Annotated in this window: 18 protein-coding genes; 12 read left to right on the top strand and 6 right to left on the bottom strand. The window is 69.4% G+C overall.

Annotation, left to right across the window (positions count from 1 at the left end; translation table 11 throughout):
* Positions 1–11 precede the first annotated feature (11 nt).
* Together MKK82_RS22555 and MKK82_RS22560 are read left to right on the top strand one after the other, a co-directional pair.
* A complete protein-coding gene (locus MKK82_RS22555; RefSeq protein WP_238285582.1) occupies positions 12–749 on the top strand; it encodes an ABC transporter permease in 738 nt (245 codons plus the stop codon).
* Positions 730–1,464 (top strand): ABC transporter ATP-binding protein, encoded by a 735-nt coding sequence (locus tag MKK82_RS22560; RefSeq protein ID WP_238285581.1) that lies wholly within the window; start codon positions 730–732, stop codon positions 1,462–1,464. Before MKK82_RS22555 ends, MKK82_RS22560 begins: the two co-directional genes overlap by 20 nt.
* A gap of 107 nt (positions 1,465–1,571) precedes the next feature.
* Here MKK82_RS22560 and MKK82_RS22565 read toward each other — a convergent pair whose 3' ends face one another.
* The 3 genes from MKK82_RS22565 to MKK82_RS22575 form a co-directional block, all read right to left on the bottom strand.
* Positions 1,572–2,060: a DUF2165 family protein gene (locus MKK82_RS22565; RefSeq protein ID WP_243986900.1), complete on the bottom strand. Its 489-nt coding sequence runs from the start codon at positions 2,058–2,060 to the stop codon at positions 1,572–1,574.
* Positions 2,061–2,119: 59 nt separating this feature from the next.
* Positions 2,120–4,078: a hypothetical protein gene (locus MKK82_RS22570; protein WP_243986902.1), complete on the bottom strand. Its 1,959-nt coding sequence runs from the start codon at positions 4,076–4,078 to the stop codon at positions 2,120–2,122.
* 139 nt (positions 4,079–4,217) lie between these two features.
* The gene (locus MKK82_RS22575) at positions 4,218–4,544 is read right to left on the bottom strand and encodes a HesB/IscA family protein (protein ID WP_238285578.1); all 327 of its coding nucleotides are present in this window, start codon (positions 4,542–4,544) and stop codon (positions 4,218–4,220) included.
* Between the two features lie 153 nt (positions 4,545–4,697).
* On the opposite strand from MKK82_RS22575, the gene MKK82_RS22580 reads away from it, so the two are divergent.
* Complete coding sequence (locus MKK82_RS22580) at positions 4,698–5,945, top strand: deoxyguanosinetriphosphate triphosphohydrolase (protein ID WP_238285577.1); 1,248 nt, start codon at positions 4,698–4,700, stop codon at positions 5,943–5,945.
* 152 nt (positions 5,946–6,097) lie between these two features.
* Here the strand turns inward: MKK82_RS22580 and MKK82_RS22585 are convergent, their stop codons facing one another.
* A complete protein-coding gene (locus tag MKK82_RS22585; RefSeq protein WP_238285576.1) occupies positions 6,098–6,496 on the bottom strand; it encodes a hypothetical protein in 399 nt (132 codons plus the stop codon).
* A 276-nt stretch (positions 6,497–6,772) separates the two neighbouring features.
* Here MKK82_RS22585 and argS point away from each other — a divergent pair, with 276 nt between their 5' ends.
* The 6 genes from argS to tatC all read left to right on the top strand — a co-directional run bounded on the left by argS (position 6,773) and on the right by tatC (position 13,133).
* Positions 6,773–8,524 carry an arginine--tRNA ligase gene (gene argS / locus MKK82_RS22590; protein ID WP_243986904.1) on the top strand — a complete coding sequence of 584 codons (1,752 nt, stop codon included), beginning with the start codon at positions 6,773–6,775 and terminating at the stop codon, positions 8,522–8,524.
* Positions 8,525–8,572: 48 nt separating this feature from the next.
* The gene (locus MKK82_RS22595) at positions 8,573–9,931 is read left to right on the top strand and encodes an SPOR domain-containing protein (RefSeq protein WP_238285572.1); all 1,359 of its coding nucleotides are present in this window, start codon (positions 8,573–8,575) and stop codon (positions 9,929–9,931) included.
* Between the two features lie 291 nt (positions 9,932–10,222).
* On the top strand, positions 10,223–11,227 hold the full coding sequence (nagZ, locus tag MKK82_RS22600) for a beta-N-acetylhexosaminidase (RefSeq protein WP_238285570.1): 1,005 nt from the start codon (positions 10,223–10,225) through the stop codon (positions 11,225–11,227).
* A gap of 147 nt (positions 11,228–11,374) precedes the next feature.
* Positions 11,375–11,647, top strand: a complete 273-nt coding sequence (locus MKK82_RS22605) for a twin-arginine translocase TatA/TatE family subunit (RefSeq protein ID WP_243986911.1) — start codon at positions 11,375–11,377, stop codon at positions 11,645–11,647.
* 104 nt (positions 11,648–11,751) lie between these two features.
* Positions 11,752–12,336, top strand: coding sequence for a Sec-independent protein translocase protein TatB (gene tatB, locus MKK82_RS22610; RefSeq protein ID WP_238285567.1), 585 nt, complete (start codon positions 11,752–11,754; stop codon positions 12,334–12,336).
* Complete coding sequence (gene tatC / locus MKK82_RS22615; RefSeq protein WP_238285566.1) at positions 12,333–13,133, top strand: twin-arginine translocase subunit TatC; 801 nt, start codon at positions 12,333–12,335, stop codon at positions 13,131–13,133. The genes tatB and tatC overlap by 4 nt, the downstream gene beginning before the upstream one ends.
* A gap of 123 nt (positions 13,134–13,256) precedes the next feature.
* On the opposite strand, the gene MKK82_RS22620 is transcribed toward tatC, so the two are convergent.
* Both MKK82_RS22620 and tyrS read right to left on the bottom strand, forming a co-directional pair.
* A complete protein-coding gene (locus tag MKK82_RS22620) occupies positions 13,257–13,943 on the bottom strand; it encodes a response regulator (protein WP_243986913.1) in 687 nt (228 codons plus the stop codon).
* A 37-nt stretch (positions 13,944–13,980) separates the two neighbouring features.
* Positions 13,981–15,252, bottom strand: coding sequence for a tyrosine--tRNA ligase (gene tyrS, locus MKK82_RS22625; protein WP_243986914.1), 1,272 nt, complete (start codon positions 15,250–15,252; stop codon positions 13,981–13,983).
* A 124-nt stretch (positions 15,253–15,376) separates the two neighbouring features.
* Here tyrS and MKK82_RS22630 point away from each other — a divergent pair, with 124 nt between their 5' ends.
* From MKK82_RS22630 to aroC, 3 genes are all read left to right on the top strand, one after another.
* Positions 15,377–16,510 (top strand): anhydro-N-acetylmuramic acid kinase, encoded by a 1,134-nt coding sequence (locus MKK82_RS22630; RefSeq protein WP_238285563.1) that lies wholly within the window; start codon positions 15,377–15,379, stop codon positions 16,508–16,510.
* Positions 16,507–17,121, top strand: a complete 615-nt coding sequence (locus tag MKK82_RS22635) for a DUF3578 domain-containing protein (RefSeq protein ID WP_238285562.1) — start codon at positions 16,507–16,509, stop codon at positions 17,119–17,121. The genes MKK82_RS22630 and MKK82_RS22635 overlap by 4 nt, the downstream gene beginning before the upstream one ends.
* 200 nt (positions 17,122–17,321) lie before the next feature.
* Positions 17,322–18,422, top strand: a complete 1,101-nt coding sequence (aroC, locus tag MKK82_RS22640; protein WP_238285561.1) for a chorismate synthase — start codon at positions 17,322–17,324, stop codon at positions 18,420–18,422.
* Positions 18,423–18,433: the final 11 nt, after the last annotated feature.

Genomic DNA, 18,433 nt, shown 5'->3' on the forward strand with positions numbered 1-18,433 from the left:
ACCGGATCCGCATGGGTGCGCTGACCCGCATCGCATCCCTTCTGGTGCTCGTCGCCGCGTGGCAGGCCGCCGCGCTGGAGGCCGGTTCGCGCCTGCTGCCGGCGCCCATGGCGGTGCTGCGTTTCATCATCCAGGAGGCGGAACGCGGCGACCTCATCCACAATGTCGGCGTGACGTTGCTGCGAGTCGCGATCTCCTTTGGGATCGCGATGGTCCTCGGCGTGGCGCTCGGCGTCGCGCTGGGTCGCTCGAAGGCCGCGGATCTCACCCTCGACACCCCGCTCCTCGTCCTGCTCAACACCCCAGCCCTGGTGATCACCGTGCTGGCCTATGTCTGGGTCGGATTGACCGAGGCGGCCGCGATCCTCGCGGTGGTGCTGAACAAGCTTCCTAACGTCGCCGTGATCGTGCGCGAGGGCGCCCGCAACCTCGACCCGCAACTCGACGAGATGGCCCGGGCGTATCGGTTCGACCGGCTGACCTGGGCCCGCGACGTGTTGATCCCGCAGCTCCAGCCCTACGTGGTGACTGCGTCGCGCTCAGGCCTGTCGCTCGCCTGGAAGATCGTGCTGGTGGTGGAACTGCTCGGCCGCCCGGACGGGGTCGGCTTCGCGATCAACTACTACTTCGTCCAGAGCACCGACGTCGCCGCGATCATCGGCTATAGCCTCGTGTTCATGGCCGTGATGATCGGAATCGACGTTCTCCTCCTGCAGCGGCTCGAAGCTCATGTCCGCCGCTGGCGCTGATCCCGTCCTCCGGGTTTCGATCGACTCGAAATGGTACCGGTCGCGTGGTGCCGAGCCGGTCGAGGCGGTCCGCGACCTCGCGTTCGGAGTCGAGGCCGGCGAGATCGTCTGCCTGATCGGCCCGTCCGGCGCCGGCAAGACCACATCGCTACGGATCCTGCTCGGTCTCGACACCGATTACACCGGCCAGGTTTCCGGCGCGGAACAGGCCGGGATGGTTTTCCAGGAGCCGCGGCTGCTGCCCTGGCGCAGCGTCGAGCACAATATCCGCCTTGGTCTGCCGCGCGCGCGGCGCGGGCGCGACCTCGACGGCTTGTTCGGGCGTCTCGGGCTGGCCCCATGGCGCGCCAGCTACCCGAAGGCGCTGTCCCTCGGGATGCAGCGGCGGGTGGCGCTGGCGCGGGCGCTCGCCGACGATCCCCGCGTGCTGGTGCTCGACGAGCCTTTCGTCTCGCTCGACGATGCCGCCGCCGCCGAGTTGCGCGGGCTCGTGGTCGACACCGTCGACGGGGCCGGCATGAGCGTCCTGATGGTGACCCACAACGTCGCCGAGGCGATCGGGATCGCCGACCGGCTGCTGCTGCTCTCCCGACGTCCGGCCAGCCTCGTCGCCGACGTACCCCTCGACCGGGAGCGCGGGGCGCGGGATCGGGCCTGGGCGGAGGCGACCCGGGCAACGCTCGCCGCGCTATACCCAGAGATCATCGCGGTCTAGCGGCCGCAGACACTCGCCGACCGCGACGACGCGGACCGACTGGCCCACCGGTGGAACGGACCGAGGCGTGACGGCCGACCTTCACCAGTGAGGTGCGGCTGTCGGGATCACGCGACCGGCTCCTCGGGATCCGGCATCGCCACGTAGATCAGAACACCCAGAACCGTCATGGCGAACCGGAAGGCGGCTTCCTGGCCGTTCCAGGTTTTCGACATCCACATGCCGAACCACTCGCCGCCGATGCCCAGGAAGCCGGCCTGCCAAACCAGGAAGCCGACGCTGAGGCCGGCAATCGCCCAGGTTTTCGCCCGCGCGAATCGCGCCGCCGGTGCCCTCAGCCGGCTGAGCATCAACGAGACGCCGAGCCAGAGGAGCAGGGCCGTTACGGCCTCACCGGCGACGATCACGATGAACGCCGCATGCTGGACCGCGGGGTCCGTGATCCCGGACCCCGGCATCACGGTATCCATCGAGAGGACGTGCTGGACGAAACTATAATTGGTCGTCGGGTCGACGACGTTCCCGAACACCGCGAGCGTGCAGGTCAGCGCCAGGGCCGCCACGAGCACGATCTTCGAGAGGCGGGCAGCCATCATGGGGAACCACCCTCCTGAAATCCCGGCCGCCTGCCCTTTGGAGGCCGGGATCGGGGCCCTCAGTTTGCCTTGGCCTCGACATCCAGCCGGTCGAGCACGGCGGCCGGCGAGCGCGCCGCGCCGAGGTCGATGAACCCGATGCCGAACGGCTCCTTGGCTTTCGCGCGGACCGCCAGCTTGCCGGGCTTCATCACGAACTGACCCATGGCGGCGCCGATGCCCTTCGCGGCTGCGCTGTTGCCGAGGATGACCGGCACGCCCAGCAGGCTGGCGGTGACGTATTCCTTGCGCAGCTCGTCCGGCTTGAGGCTGAGATCCTTCGACTGTGCGGCGAGGAAGCGTTCGAACAGGCCGGCATTCTCGACCGTCAGGTCGAGGGTCTTGGCGCTGCCCGAGAACATCAGCATCGTCGCCGCCGGCAACGTGCCGGAGAACAGCTCCGGCCCGATCCCGCCCAGCGTGCCTTCCAGCCGCACGGAGCCGATATCGCGTCCCGTTACGCTGATCTCGCGCAGAGACAGGTCGCGGGCCTTCTCGTCCAGCGATGCATCCGCCACAACGTCGAGATCGAGGTTCCGGTAGCCGTAGGCTGGAAGCATGCCGACGATCGGCGCGCCCGCCAAGAGGTCGGCGGGCATGCTCAGACCCGTGAGCCTGAGGCGGCTCGTGCTCGGTACGCCGTTGCTCGGTGGACCGAGGGCGAGGACGGCCTCGCGCAGGGCAATTCGGCGTGGCGGCTGCGGTGAGACGGTGACGGCGAGGGGATCGGCGGTTCTGATATCCGAAGCCCTGGCATCCGGAGTTCTGGCATCCGGACCCTTAGCCTCCGGAGTCCTGCCGGGACCCGGCCGGACCGGCTCGGGACCGGTGGCCCGGGTCGGGACGCGCCCATCCCGGAGCGGCAGCTTCTCGGTGCCGGAGTCCGGCGGAAGCTCGATCGACAGGTCGCTCACGGTGAGATTGCCGAGATTCGGTGCGAGGCGGCGCATCTCGACGTCGGACAGCCCGGAACCCGACGTGGGTTCTGCGGCGATCCCCTGGAGCCCGGCGATCGTCGGGGCGAGCGATGTTCCGGTCAGCGCAAGCCGCGCGACCCGCGCGCGCAGGCTGCCCCGCGAGAGCGAGACGTCGTCCAGGAACGTGCCGGCATCCGCCCCCGCGGAGGCGTAGGCGGCGCGGCCGATCTCGAACAGCGCCGGCCCCTTGGGATCGGTGTCGCTCACGCTGAAACCCTGCATCTCCAGGCTTCCGAGGGCGCTCGCCTCGATCAGGTCGGCCGCCGCAGCCGCGAAGACGCGGCGATCCGTTCCGTCCTGGAAACCCGCAGCCAAAATCGCGAAGGCGCCGTTCCACCCGTCGGGCACCTGGCGGCCGCCGAGTTCGCGCCCGCTGAGCCGGGCGATCTTCACCGTGGTTCCCCGCGCATCCGCGTAGGTCACGTCCGAGACCTGGATGGTCCCGTAGACCCGCTGGATCGGACCCTTGCCGTCGCCCGGGACCGTATAAAGGCGGCTGAGCGCCGCGAGGTCGAGGTCCGTCGCCCGCACCGCACCGTAGGTGCCGGAGCCCCGGTTCGGACCCGCGACGGCACTCACCGTCGCACCCGCGGCCGTCAGCTCGCCGACGCGGCCCGCCCGGACGTCGCGGGCGACGACGTCCCGGTACGTGACGGTCTGCCGATTGTCGCCGCTGCCGACATTCTCCGAGGTGAGCACCGGGATCGTCAGGCTGCCGGCGTCCAGCCGGGCCAGCCGGGTTTCCCACGGGACGGCGGAATCGGGCCGCAGGATCCCGGCGAGATCCTCCTTCGACAGGCGAGTCCCGCTCGCGGTCAATCTGGGCGCCCTGAGCAGCGTGCCGCCCAGGGGCAGCACCACATCCGTGACCGTGACGTCCTGGACGGCCGCCGCGCCCTCCTGGGCGAGGAGGGGCGACGGCGCAACGAGGCCGAACAGGGCCATCGCTCCGGCTGCCGCCAGGGCCGACCGGAGGCGGGCGCGGGCCTTCGGGTGGATCATGGCGGGGTCCGAACCAGGGCTCTTGTCAGGTATCCCGCAGGCGTGCCGCGTTTTGCCGGGCGAGGCAATCGTGCCGGCGGGAGCGAGACTCCATGCCGGTCCGGGTGTCGTACGGGTGCAACGGCGCGCGAGGCGGGGCCTACAGGGAGAAGGACGTTCCGCAGCCGCAGGACGCGGTGGCAAGCGGATTCTCGATCTTGAAGGACTGCCCGATCAGGTCGTTCACGAAATCGATGGTCGAGCCGCTCATGTATTCCAGCGAAACCGGATCGACGATCACGGTCGCGCCGTTCCGCTCGATCGCGACATCCTGCGCCTCGCGGCTGCGGGTGATGTCGAACGCGTAGGAGAAGCCCGAGCAGCCGCCGCCGTTGACGCTGATGCGCAGGGATGAGCCCGGCGGTTCGGAACCCATGATCTCGTTGATGCGCTTGGCGGCGCGGTCGGTCAGGGTGATGTCAGCCATCTGTTTCTGGCCACGCAGTGTTCGGTGGACGGCGCCGCCGGGCCGTTGTCCCGGGCGCCACGGTTCACAAGATATGGGGCACCGGCCCGCGCCGCAACGCGCCGGACCGGGAAGGGCTCATGACCAGGGTGCAGGCGATGGCGAGAGACGTTCGTGCGGCCTAACGGTGAGCGCTGGCGCGCGCCCTTCGCCACCGATCCCGGCCGGACCCGCGGGCGGCTGATCCCCGAATCTGCCTCACCGACGCGCAGCGACTTCCAGCGCGACCGTGACCGGATCATCCACTCGACGGCGTTCCGGCGGCTGAAGCACAAGACTCAGGTCTTCGTGCATCACGAGGGCGACCACTATCGAACGCGCCTGACCCATACCCTCGAAGTCAGCCAGATCGGTCGCGCGCTGGCCCGCGCGCTGGGCCTCGACGAGGATCTCGCCGAGGCGCTGGCACTCAGCCACGATCTCGGCCACACCTGTTTCGGCCATACCGGCGAGGACGCGCTGGACGCCTGCATGGCCGCTCATGGCGGCTTCGACCACAACGCGCAGGCCCTCCGGATCGTCACGCGTCTGGAGCGGCGCTATGCCGGCTTCGACGGCCTCAACCTGGCCTGGGAAACGCTGGAGGGCCTCGTCAAGCACAACGGGCCGCTGCTGACGGCGGACGGGCAGCCGACACCGCGTTACGCAGCCCGCGGCATTCCGGCCGCGATCCTCGAGTACGACACGCTGAATTCCCTGGATCTCTGGAGCCAGGCCGGCCCGGAAGCGCAGGCCGCGTCGCTCGCCGACGACATCGCCTACGCGGCTCACGACCTCGACGACGGACTGCGCGCCGGCCTGTTCGATATCCCGGAGCTGCGCGCCGTGCCGTTCCTGGCCGAGATCCTGGACGAGATCGACCGGTTGCACCCTGGCCTCGAAGCGTCCCGCGTGGTGCACGAACTGGCGCGGCGCGTGATCACGCGGTTCGTGGAAGACGTGATCCGCGAGGGGAGCCGTCGGATCGCTGCCCTCGATCCCCGGACCGTCGAGGACATCCGACGAGCGGAAGCGCCGGTGATCGCCTTCTCACCGTCGATCGCGGCGGCGGACGCGGACATCATGGGCTTCCTGTGGAAGCGGATGTACAGGCATCCGGGCGTCGTGGCGGTCCGGAAGAAGGCCGACGCGATCGTCAACGATCTGTTCGCGGCCTTCTCGGCGGATCCGTCGCGGATGCCGGAGGAGTGGCGCACCGGTCTCGACGGCGCCCCGCAGGCGCGCGTCGCCCGGCGGGTCGCAGACTACATCGCCGGCATGACCGACACCTACGCGGTGCTGGCCCACCGCAAGCTCCACGCCGCGACGCCGGATCTCCATTGGGAGTTGCCGAGCCGGGGCTTGCCACTCGCTGAGCCGTGACGCGGACGACACCGACGCTTCCTTAGGTGGGCGGCGGGCCGTGAAGCGCACCGCTACTTCCCACCGGGGACGCCGTCGACAACCACGTTGCGCCGCCCGGTGACGAACGTGCTCCCCGCCGCGCTTCATCGGCGGACGGGGCGCATCGGCGATCAGCAGCCGCAGCCGTAACCGTAGCCATAACCGCCATAGGCGGCCGGGTAGCCGTAGCCATAGGCACCGTAGGCGGCCGGGTAGCCGTAGCCGTAGCCGTATCCGCCGTAGCCGTACCCGCCGTAGAGGCTGCCGGCGGCGAGCCCGAGGCCCAGGCCGAGACCGGCTCCCGCCAGCCCGTAGCCGAGGCCACGGCCGTACCCGTAGCCGCGCCCGTAATAGCCGCCGCGGTAGCCGTATCCGCCTGCCCGATAGCCAAAACCACCGGCCCGATAGCCGAAACCACCGGCCCGGTAGCCGCCGTGGAAGCCGCCGCCCCGGAAACCGCCGGCTTCCGCGGCCGGAGCGGCCAGGATGAGGGCGCAGAGCGCTGAACCGGCAATCGTCAAGATTTTCATCGGTCTCTCCAGGATCGAGAATGTCGCGATCGACCGCGACGACACGACCTCGTCCGCTCCGAGGCAAGATACGCTTTGAAAAATCGGTATTCGTCGCCTTGGATAACGTGACCGCGCCGGTTGCGGGTAAGCGAGCGGGCCACTGCGCAGCCGTCGGCGGCCGGCACAAGCGCGGACCTGCCGTGACACCCTTCCGGCCCCTTGCTAGACGGCCCGGGCGGGCGCAGGCCGGATGGCCCGAGCGACGAGATCCCCGCGCGAGCGAGACCGACACCGATGAACATCTTCGCCCTGTTCGAGGCGCGTGTGCGCGAGGCCGTCGAGGCCCTGACACGCGCCGGCCAGTTGCCCGACGGTCTCGACCTCGCCCGCGTGGTGGTCGAGCCGCCCCGCGATTCGGCGCACGGCGACCTCGCCACCAATGCGGCCCTCGTCCTCGCCAAGGAGGCTCGAACGAACCCGAAGGCCCTCGGCAAGGCCCTGGCGGCGGAGCTCAGGGCGGATCCGCGGATCGCGGAGGTGAGCGTTGCCGGGCCCGGCTTCATCAACCTGCGGCTCGTACCGGCGATTTTCCACGAGGTTCTGCGCAGCGCACTCGCGGCGCCGGAGGCGTTCGGCCGCGCGCAACTCTCCGGCGGCCCGATCAACGTCGAGTACGTCTCGGCCAACCCCACCGGCCCGATGCATGTCGGCCACGGCCGCGGTGCGGTGTTCGGCGATGCCCTGTGCAACCTGCTGGTCGCCGCCGGCCGGCAGGTGACGCGGGAATATTACATTAACGACGCCGGCGTTCAGGTCGACGTGCTCGCCCGCTCGGCTTTCGAGCGCTACCGCGAGGCCCTGGGCGAGCCCTTCGCCATCGCCGAGGGCCTCTACCCGGGCGATTACCTCAAGCCTGTCGGCGCCAAGCTGGCGGAGACGCACGGCCGCGTGCTCCTCGACAGGCCCGAGGCGGAGTGGCTTCCGTTGGTCCGTGAAACCGCGCTTGCCATGATGATGGACATGATCCGGGCCGACCTCGCGGCGATCGGGATCCGCCACGACGTGTTCTTCTCCGAGCGCACGCTGCAGCAGAGCGGGGCCGTGAAGACGCTTCTGCAGGAGTTGCGGGAGCGGGGCCTCGTCTACGAGGGCCGGCTGCCACCTCCCAAGGGCCAGCTGCCGGACGACTGGGAGGATCGGGAGCAGACCCTGTTCCGCACCCGGGAATTCGGTGACGACAGCGACCGGCCGCTCCTGAAGTCCGACGGGTCCTACACCTACTTCGCTTCGGACATCGCCTATCACCGGGCCAAGTACCGCGCGGGCGCCACCGAACTGATCGACGTGCTCGGGGCCGACCATGGCGGCTACGTCAAGCGCATGCAGGCGGCCGTGAAGGCGGTGAGCGACGGTCAGGCCACGCTGGACGTCAAGCTCTGCCAACTCGTGCGGCTGCTGCGCGCAGGCGAGCCGGTGAAGATGTCCAAGCGGTCCGGCGAGTTCGTGACCCTGCGCGACGTCATCGATGAAGTGGGCCGCGACGCGATCCGCTTCATGATGCTCTACCGCAAGAACGACGCGACCCTGGACTTCGACCTCGCCAAGGTGGTCGAGCAGTCGAAGGACAACCCGGTCTTCTACGTCCAGTACGCCCATGCCCGTGTCCGCTCGGTGCAGCGGCAGGCGCGCGAGGCCTTTCCCGATGCGGACCTATCGGCTCCGGCGTTGCTGAAAGAAGCGGATTTCGGCCTGCTCACCGATGTGGGTGAGATCGAGATGATGCGCCTCATCGCGCAATACCCGCGGGTCCTCGAATCGGCCGCCGTGGCGCACGAGCCGCACCGGATCGCATTCCACCTCTATGAGCTCGCGTCCGCGCTTCATAGTTTCTGGAACAAGGGCAAAGACTTGCCGCAATTACGGTTTGTTAATGCAAGCGATCGAAAGTCGACGTGGGCCCGGCTGGCGCTCGTCGAGGCTCTTCGGAGCACGCTTGCCGCCGGCCTTGCGGTGCTCGGTGTGACCGCGCCGGACGAGATGCGATAAGCCTGTCCGCATCGGGCGGGTGACCGGCGTTGATGTGAGGATCTTGCCATGACGAACGCTTCGCGCGCTCAGGTCGATCTCGACGCCCTTGCGCGCGATCTGCGTCAGGACGGTACCCGTGCGCCGCAGGCGGCCGCGAAGTCCGACCCGCTTGCCGAACTGGCCCGGATCGTCGGCCAGGACGACCCGTTCCGTGCCCTGCTGGCGGCCCGCGACGAGATGCGCAACGTCGCAGCCGCGTCGCCGCAGGCCGGCTGGTCCGCGCGGATCGAGCCCAGCTTCGTTCCGGAGGCTCAGAAAGCGACCCCCGCCGACGCCTTCGACCAGTATCTCGCCTCGGTGGAACAGGATACGCATCCCGAGGGCGCGGCCTACGGCGCCGACCTGGGTGCGGCGCAGAACGACGCGGACGGCGCCTACGACACCGACCGGCCGCTGCGGCGGGTCAGCCCGCGCCGCCGGCTGGTTTCGGTCGGCGCCGGCATCGCCGTCGTGGCCGTCGCGGTGACCGGTGCGCTCACCTACAAAGGCCTGAGCCACTCCGATCACGGTGGCGTGCCGGTGGTGCAAGCCGATTCGACGCCGCTCAAGGTGGCGCCGAAGGTGGCCGACGGCGTGGAGATCCCGGATCAGAACCGGCAGATCTACGACCCAAAGGGCAAGAAGGACGGGCAGATCAAGATCGTCAACCGCGAGGAACAGCCCCTCGACGTGGCGGAAGCCGCGCGCACCGCTCAGGGAACGGGGCCGGCCGGCGGTGCCCAGAGCGGCACGACACCCGGCAACGGTCCATTCGAGGCCTTCGGAGAGCCCCGGCGCGTCCGGACGGTGGCGGTGAAACCCGATGCACCGCCGGCACCGCCGGCCCGGGAGGCCCAGGCCGATGCGGGTCCCGCGCCGATCCCCACCATGGTGCTGCCCACGGATGAGCCGCCGGCCAAGGCGCCGCCGATGCGTCAGGCTGCGGCCGGCCTTGCCACCGCCACGCCCGCCCCCATGACGCCTCCGCCGGAGGCTACCCCGGTGGAGGCGGCCGCGCCCAAGCCCGTCGCGGTCAAGCCGCCCCCGAAGGCGGCGCAGCGGGTCGCGACCGTGGCGCCTGCGGCGCCGGATACGACATCGAGCACGGCGATCTCCGACGATGACGCCGTCCGGAGCGGTCCCGTGAGCGGGTTCTCGGTACAGCTCGGCGTGCGGAGTTCCGCTGCCGAGGCGAAGGCCGCCCTCCGCCAGATGCAGGCCAAGTACACGCAGCTTGCCGGCAAGCCGGAGCTGATCCGGCAGGCTGAGGTGAACGGCAAGACCATCTTCCGCGTCCGCGTCGGGCCGCTTGAGAAGGGCGCGGCGTCGAGCCTGTGCAGCGCCCTGCAGGGCGCCGGCGGCCAGTGCTTCGTGGCAAAGAACTGATAGGCCGGAAGCCGGGCCGTCACGCCTAGGAGGAGCGTCTGAGGAGACGCCCCCGCGCGGTACCCTACCGCTGCGCGGGGCAAGACGGCGGGCGAACCACCCATCCGGATGTGTCCGCCGGCTCCGAGTCCCGCCCGCAACACCCGAGCCATCGCAGAGCGGTCGAAACCCCCGGAATCGTGGTTTCGTCTTGCAGCGTCCCTGTTCCCGCCCGAGTCTGCGGTCACCGATCCGAGTCAACGGGCGTTTCTCATCCCCGCGCCGCCACTGACGAGTCCCCGAGACGTCCCGATGACATCCCGTGCCCTGATCCTCGGCTGCGCCGGCAAGTCGCTCTCCGCCGACGAGGCGGCCTTCTTCCGCGACGCGCGGCCGTGGGGCTTCATCCTGTTCAAGCGCAACATCGGCACACCGCAGGAGGTGCGTGCCCTGACGGATGCGCTCCGGGATTGCGTCGGCTCCGACAGAACGCCGATCCTGATCGATCAGGAAGGGGGCCGCGTTCAGCGCATGGGACCGCCGCACTGGCCGGCCTATCCGGCGGGGGGGCGTTACGGCCGGCTCGAAGGCCGTGCCGCGGCGATCGCTCACCTCGGCGCACGCCTGATGGCCCACGATCTGGCCGAGGTCGGGATCAATGTCGATTGCGCGCCGGTCCTCGACGTGCCGGCGCCCGGGTCTCACGACATCATCGGCGACCGGGCCTACGGGACCCACCCGGCGTCGGTCGCGGAGATCGGCCGGGCTATCGCCGAAGGCCTGATGGCCGGCGGCGTCCTGCCCGTGATGAAGCACATCCCCGGCCACGGGCGCGCCGCCTGCGACAGCCATCACGGCCTGCCCGTCGTGGATGCGACCCGCGACGACTTGGCGACACAGGATTTCGGGCCGTTCCGCGCACTCGCCGACCTTCCGATGGCGATGAGCGCGCACGTGGTCTTCACGGCCATCGATCCCGAGCGGCCCGCGACACAATCGGCCACCGTCATCCGTGACGTGATCCGCGGAGCGATCGGCTTCGACGGCCTGTTGATGACTGACGATTTGTCGATGCACGCGCTGACCGGCACGTTCCGCGAGCGGACCGAACGCGCCTTCGCGGCGGGCGTCGATGTCGGGCTGCACTGCAACGGCGCGATGCACGAGATGCAGGATGTCGCGACGGCTGCGCCTCTCCTCGATGGCCGGGCCGCCGCCAGGGCGGCCGCCGCGCTGGCACGGCTCGATCCCGCCGGCGACCCGCTCGACGTCCCGGAAGCCCGGGCGCGCTTCGCCGCCGCCCTCGCGGCCGCCTGACCCGCGGCTTTCCATCGCGGCCTTCCACCGGTGCCGAAGTCGCCTCTGCTTGTGTTCGGGCCGCGCGATCCCTAGGTTCGCCCCGAAATCCTCAACCGGACGTGGCGTTACGCTCCCGCTTTCTCGGGGCGCCCGCAGGAGGTTGCCATGGGCAGCATGAGTATCTGGCACTGGGTCATCGTTGCAGTCATCGTGATGCTGCTCTTCGGACGCGGCAAAGTCTCGGACCTGATGGGCGACGTGGCCAAGGGCATCAAGGCCTTCAAGAAGGGCATGGCCGAGGATGAGACTCCCCAGGCGAGCCAGACGGTGACCCCGCCGAGCGAGCCCGTCCGCACCATCCCGCACGCGGCCGAGACCAGCCCCGGCACCGCCATCCCGGCGAGCAACCTGCCCGGCGGCGAGCGCAAGCCGGTTTGAGGAAGAGGGCGGTCTTAAGGACTGTCAGGGGACGCGTGCTCGTGTAGAGCCTGACGGGGTCCGGACTGAGGTCCGGGCCGCAGGGCAGCAGGACCGTCGACGACATGCTGGATATGAGCTGGGGCGAGGTGATGCTGATCGGCGGCGTCGCCCTCATCGTCATCGGGCCGAAGGATCTGCCGAAGGCGCTGCGCACCGTCGGCCAGGTCACGTCGAAGCTGCGCCGCATGGCCGGCGAGTTTCAGATGCAGTTCAACGAGGCGATCCGCGAGGCCGAGCTCGATGACGTCCGGCGCGAGGTCGACGGGATCCGCAACACCGTGCGGACCGCGAGCTCGACCTTCAACCCCGTGCAGACCATCCGCGACGAGCTGAAAGGCGCGGTCGAGGGACGGGCCAAGACCGGCCCCGAGAAGCTCGGCCCTGAGCTGCCTACCGTGGAGACGCGATCCCTCGCCGATGCGACGGCGCAGCTGAAAGCCGAGCAGGAAGCCGCGTCCCAAGTGGCGGAACCCGCGCTACCCGAGCCCGCGCCGCTGGTCGCGTCGCATACGAGTTCCCCGCCCGATACGGCGGAGATGCCACTGCCGGTGCCCGGCTCGGTGGACGACCCCTTCGGACCGTCGCCGGAGCCGCCCACCGCGCACGACACCATTGTGGACCCGAAGAACGGCGCCGCTGTCCGATGATTACCGAAGCGGACGAGGCCGAGATCGAAGCCTCCCGGGCACCTCTGCTCGAACACCTGATCGAGCTGCGCGCGCGGCTGATCAAGTCGCTCATCGCCTTCGTGCTGATGTTTTTCGCCTGCTTCTTCTTCTCGCGCGACATCTACAACGTCCTGGTCTATCCCTACACGTCCATCGTAGGGACACAGAACGCCGAGCTGATCGCGACGCATTTCCTCGAACAGATCTTCACCAACATCAAGCTCAGCGTGTTCGGCGCGGCCTTCCTGGCCTTTCCAGTCATCGCCACGCAGATTTACGCCTTCGTGGCGCCCGGCCTCTACCGCAACGAGCGCAAGGCGTTCCTGCCCTACCTCGTGGCCACGCCGATCTTCTTCCTGCTCGGCGCGCTGGTGGTGTTCTTCCTGGCGATGCCGCTGCTGATCAAGTTCTCGGTGTCGCTCCAGCAGGTGGGCGTGGCCGGAGAGCCGACGATCAAGCTGCTGCCGAAGGTCGATGAGTACCTGTCGCTGATCATGACGCTGATCTTCGCGTTCGGAATCGCGTTCCAGCTGCCGGTGATCCTGACGCTGTTGGGTCAGGTGGGCATCATCGACGCGAAGTTCCTGCGGGAGAAGCGGCGCTACGCCATCGTGCTGGTCTTCGTGGCCGCCGCCATCCTGACCCCACCGGACGTAATCTCGCAGCTCTCGTTGGCGCTGCCGATGCTGCTCCTCTACGAGGCCTCAATATTCTCGGTGACCCGGGTGGAGCGGCTGCGCGCCGCGCGGCGGATCGAGGACGGGTTGGAGCCCTGACGGCCCGGCTCGGCTGCCTCAGTCGGGTCGCCGGCCAAACGTCGTGAAGCGGGTGCGCCGCCGATGTGGCGCCGCCGGGTTGCCGCGCTGTACGGGCCAAGCGACCGTCGGCGCGGCCTGACGTCAATCCGGGGCCCGCAGCCGATAGCCCACACCGGTTTCGGTGAGCAGGTAGCGCGGTCGCTCCGGGTCCGGCTCCAGCTTCTGGCGGAGCTGGCGCATGTAGACCCGCAGGTACTGGGGATCGGACGAGGACGGCGCGTGGCGCATGAGCTGCGCGTGCGTCAGTACCTTGCCGGCGTGCTGGACCAGCACCCGCAGGAAATCGTATTCCCGCGGCGACAGCTTCACCTCGCGCTCGCCCATGCGCACGATGCGCCGCACCAGATCGACCGAGAGATCGTCGATGCGGAACACCGGCCGCTCGCTCTGCATCGCGAGGCGATGGCGCAGCGCAGAACGGATCCGGGCGAGGAGCTCGTTCATGCCGACCGGCTTGGTGACGTAGTCGTCGGCCCCGAGATCCAGCGCCTCGACCTTGCCGCGCTCGTCGTCGCGACTCGACAGGACCACGATCGGCAGGCTCGCCCAGCGCTCCCGGATCGCGGCGAGAAGAGTGTGGCCCGCCATGTCGGGCAAGCCGAGATCAAGGATCGCGAGGTCGATCTCGCCCGCGCCCAGCGCCGCGAGCGCCGACCCGCCATCACCCGCCTCGACGACGGTGTAGTCCTGCGTGCCGAGGCCGGTCCGCAACAGGCGGCGGATCGGTGGCTCGTCGTCGATGACGAGAATGCGGCCCGATGTGCTCACCTGACGGTATCTCGATCCGCTCGCCCCGATGCGCGACTCATTCCGTGCGCAGGAGGACGTGCCGCTTCTTGCCGAACGACAGCTTGATCACACCGTCCTGCGTCAGATCGCTCGGGCCGAGCAGCGCTTTCTCGTCGGTTACGGGAACGTCGTTGACGCGCAGGCCGCCGCCCTTGATCTGGCGCCGCGCCTCGCTGGTCGATGGCACCAGCTTGGCGACCTCCGGCCCGAACGCCGTCAGCACACCGAGCCCCGCATCCAGCACCGCCGCCGGGACGCTGACGCTCGGCAAGTCTGCGGCGAGCGTGCCCTCCACGAACGTCTTGCGCGCGGTCTCGGCGGCGGCATCTGCAGCCTCGCGACCGTGCATCAGCGCGGTGGCCTCGGTGGCCAGAACCGTCTTGGCGGCGTTGATCTCGGAGCCGGCCAGCGTGGACAGCCGCTCGACCTCCGTCATGGGCAGCAGCGTGAACAGCTTGAGGAAGCGGGCGACATCCGCGTCCTCGGTGTTCCGCCAGAATTGCCAGTAATCGTAGGGCTTGAGCAGGTCCGGGTTGAGCCACACCGCCCCGGCAGCGGTCTTGCCCATCTTGGCACCCGAGGCAGTGGTCAGCAGCGGGCATGTCAGCGCGTAGAGCTGCGGGGTGCCCATGCGGCGGCCGAGATCGATGCCGTTGACGATGTTGCCCCACTGGTCCGAGCCGCCCATCTGCATGACGCAGCCGTAGCGGCGGTTCAGCTCCACGAAGTCGTAGGACTGCAGAATCATGTAGTTGAATTCGAGGAACGACAATTCCTGGTCGCGCTCCAAGCGCAGGCGCACGCTGTCCATCGACAGCATCCTGTTCACCGAGAAATGCCGGCCGACGTCGCGCAGCATCTCGATGTAGTTGAGCTTGGTCAGCCACTCGGCGTTGTCGACCATCACGGCGTCGCCGTCCGCATCGCCGAAGCGGAGGAACCGGTCGAAGGTCTTGCGGATCTCGGCCTTGTTGGCGTCGATCTGCTCGACGGTGAGGATCTTGCGGGTCTCGTCGCGGCCGGACGGATCGCCGACCCGGGTGGTGCCGCCGCCCATGAGGGCGATCGGCTTGCCCCCGGTCGCCTGCAGCCAGTGCAGCATCATGATCGACAGGAGATGCCCGACATGGAGCGAGGGCGCCGTGCAGTCGTATCCGACATAGGTCGTCAGCCGACCTTCGAGCGCCGCCGCGTCGATGCCGGCGAGGTCCGATGTCTGGTGGATATAGCCGCGCTCGGTCAGGATCCGCAGGAAATCGGATTTCGGCGCGAAGCTGTCGGCGGTCATGGATGCAATCTCGGGTCGCGGGCTTCGCGCGACAGGCCGAGGCTCCGCGTGCTAGCTCGCGCTGGGTACAGGATACGGCGCGCTCTTAGCAGGGCGTTCGCGGAAAGGCACGGGGCAGGTGAGGATGGCGATGATGCGCGCGATCGGGTTGATGAGCGGCACCTCGCTGGACGGCGTCGACATCGCGCTGATCGAGACCGACGGCGAGCGGGTCCACGTCGTCAAGGGCCATAACAACTTCCTCGAACCACTGGGCCCGACCGGCTACCGTGGCTATGCCGACGACGAGAAGGCGCTGCTGCGCGCGGCCACCAAGGATGCCGAATCGGTCCTCCATCCCGGCGACAGGCCGGGCCGTCTGCCGGAAGCGGAGGCTTTCGTCACCCTCGCCCATGCCGAGGCCGTGGAGCGGTTCCTGGAGGAGCATGGGCTGGCGGCGTCCGAGATCGACGTCATCGGCTTCCATGGGCAGACCGTGATCCACCGGCCGGACCAGCGCATCTCGATCCAGATCGGGGATGGGCAGGCGCTGGCGAGCCGGCTCGGCATCCCGGTGGTCTCGGACCTGCGCCGGGCGGATATCGAGGCGGGCGGGCAGGGCGCGCCGCTGGTGCCGGTCTTCCACAAGGCCCTGGCCGAGGCGTCGGGCTTCGACGGCCCCTTCGGCATCCTGAATATCGGCGGTGTCGCCAACGCCACGCTGATCGACTCGAAGGGCGGCGTCATCGCCTTCGACACTGGACCTGGCAACGCCCTGATCGACGAGTGGATGCAGGAGCGCGAGGGCAAGAACCTCGACGACGGCGGCCGGACCGCGGCCCGTGGCCGTCCCGACGAGCAGCTGCTGGCCTGGCTGCTGACCCACCCGTTCTTCTTCCGCAAGCCGCCGAAATCGCTGGACCGGAACTGGTTCTCCCACAAGCTCGCCGGCCAGCTCTCCACCGAGGACGGCGCCGCGACGCTGACGGCCTTCACGGCGCGCGCGGTAGCCCGCGCCCTCGACCACGCCCCCGAGGTCCCGACCCGCTGGATCGTGGCCGGTGGCGGCGCCCGCAACGGCGAGCTGGTGCGGCTGCTGAACTATCACCTGCGCGCCGAGATCACGACCGCCGACGCGATCGGCTGGTCCTCCGCCTACCTGGAGGCGCAGGCCTTCGCGTATCTCGCGGTGCGCTCGCTGAAAGGTCTCCCGATCACCCTTCCGTCGACCACCGGGGTGCGCGAGGAATTGACCGGCGGGGTGCTGGCGCGACCGTGAGCCTGGGCTACGCACTTCGGCGGATCGTCGAGGAGTACCCGCTCGCCCGGCTCGACCCACCGGCCGGTCATCCACTGGCTTCGATCATCCGGAGGGGCGCCCCGGGGGAACTGCGCACCGCCCTGGTGCCGATCGACGGGCCGTTCCTGGTCAAGGGCAGCCCCGGCCGCGGCAGCAAATGGGCCGCGATCCCCTGGATCGCGGTCTTCGATCCCGCGATCACCACCAGCGCGACGCGGGGCTACTACCTCGTCTACCTCTTTCCGGCGCATCGCGAGGCGGTTCATCTGTCGCTCGCGCAGGGGACCGTGGCGGCGATCCGTGAGCATGGCCCGGCGGCCTGCGCCCATCTGCGCGCCAGCGGTGCGGCGCTGCGGGCACGCTTGGCCGACTTTGCCGCGGCGCTGCCGAACGCGACGATCACCCTCGGCAGCGTCGGCGAATTGCCGGAGGGCTACGAGGCGGCCCATATCCTCGGCCAGACCTATGACCTCCGCGCCCTGGGCGACGAGCGGAGGCTGCACCGGGATCTCGCCACCGCGGTCGCGGCGTACCGGGCGCTGAAGGCGCGGGGTGGTCTCGATCCGCCCCGTTCGCGGGGCGGCGCGTGAGAGCGCTGCGCTCCTTGGGCGTCCTCGACGAGGGCTGCGAAGCAGTCCGGCACCGCCATCTTCATCGCTGTTCCACCGCTCGCCGTTGCGTCAGCGTGTCCGCCGAGCGACGGCGCGCGCGGGATCGATCGCGTCCGCCGGGGCGCTCTGCACGGACCGGGTTTGTGCCCCCGGCGCTCCCGCGCTAAGGCAGCCGCGCCATGTCGCACAACACCTTCGGCCATCTGTTCCGCGTCACCACCTTCGGCGAGAGCCACGGAGTCGCGCTCGGCTGCGTCGTCGACGGGTGCCCGCCCGGCCTGCCCCTGGAGGCCGAGGAGATCCAGGCCGAGCTCGACCGCCGGAAGCCCGGTCAGTCGCGCTTCACGACGCAGCGCCGCGAGCCCGATCAGGTGAAGATCCTGTCCGGCGTGTTCTCCGATGACCGGACGGACGGCCGGCAGTTCACCACCGGCACGCCGATCGCCCTGATGATCGAGAACACTGATCAACGCTCGAAGGACTACTCCGAGATCCGCGACAGCTACCGGCCCGGTCACGCCGACTATACCTATGATGCCAAGTACGGCATCCGCGACTATCGCGGTGGCGGTCGCTCATCCGCGCGCGAGACTGCCGCGCGGGTCGCGGCCGGGGCCGTGGCCCGGAAGGTCATCCCGGGGATCAGCATCCGGGCCGCACTGGTGCAGATGGGACCGCATGCCATCGACCGGTCGCGCTGGGACTGGGACGAGGTCGGAAACAACCCGTTCTTCTGCCCCGACGCCGAGACGGCTTCCTTCTACGAGACCTACCTCGACGGGATCCGAAAGGACGGCTCGTCGGTGGGCGCCATCATCGAGGTCGTGGCGGAGGGCGTTCCGCCGGGCCTTGGCGCGCCGGTCTACGGCAAGCTCGACGCCGACCTCGCCGCCGCGATGATGTCGATCAACGCCGTGAAGGGCGTCGAGATCGGCGACGGCTTCGCAGCCGCGGCCCTGCGCGGCGAGGACAATGCGGACGAGATGCGCGCCGGCAACGGCGACCGCCCGCGCTTCCTCGCCAACCACGCGGGTGGGATTTTGGGCGGCATCTCCAGCGGCGAGCCCGTGGTGGTGCGCTTCGCCGTGAAGCCGACCTCCTCAATCCTGACGTCCCGCCGCTCGGTCACCCGCGACGGTGACGAGGTGGATCTCGTCACCAAGGGGCGTCACGACCCCTGCGTCGGCATCCGCGCCGTGCCGGTGGCGGAAGCCATGATGGCCTGCGTGCTGGCCGATCACTATCTGCGCCATCGAGGGCAGGTCGGGCAGCAGCCCTGACCCTGGTCCTC

This window comes from Methylobacterium sp. E-046 (genome assembly GCF_022829625.1).
Taxonomy (GTDB): domain Bacteria; phylum Pseudomonadota; class Alphaproteobacteria; order Rhizobiales; family Beijerinckiaceae; genus Methylobacterium; species Methylobacterium longum.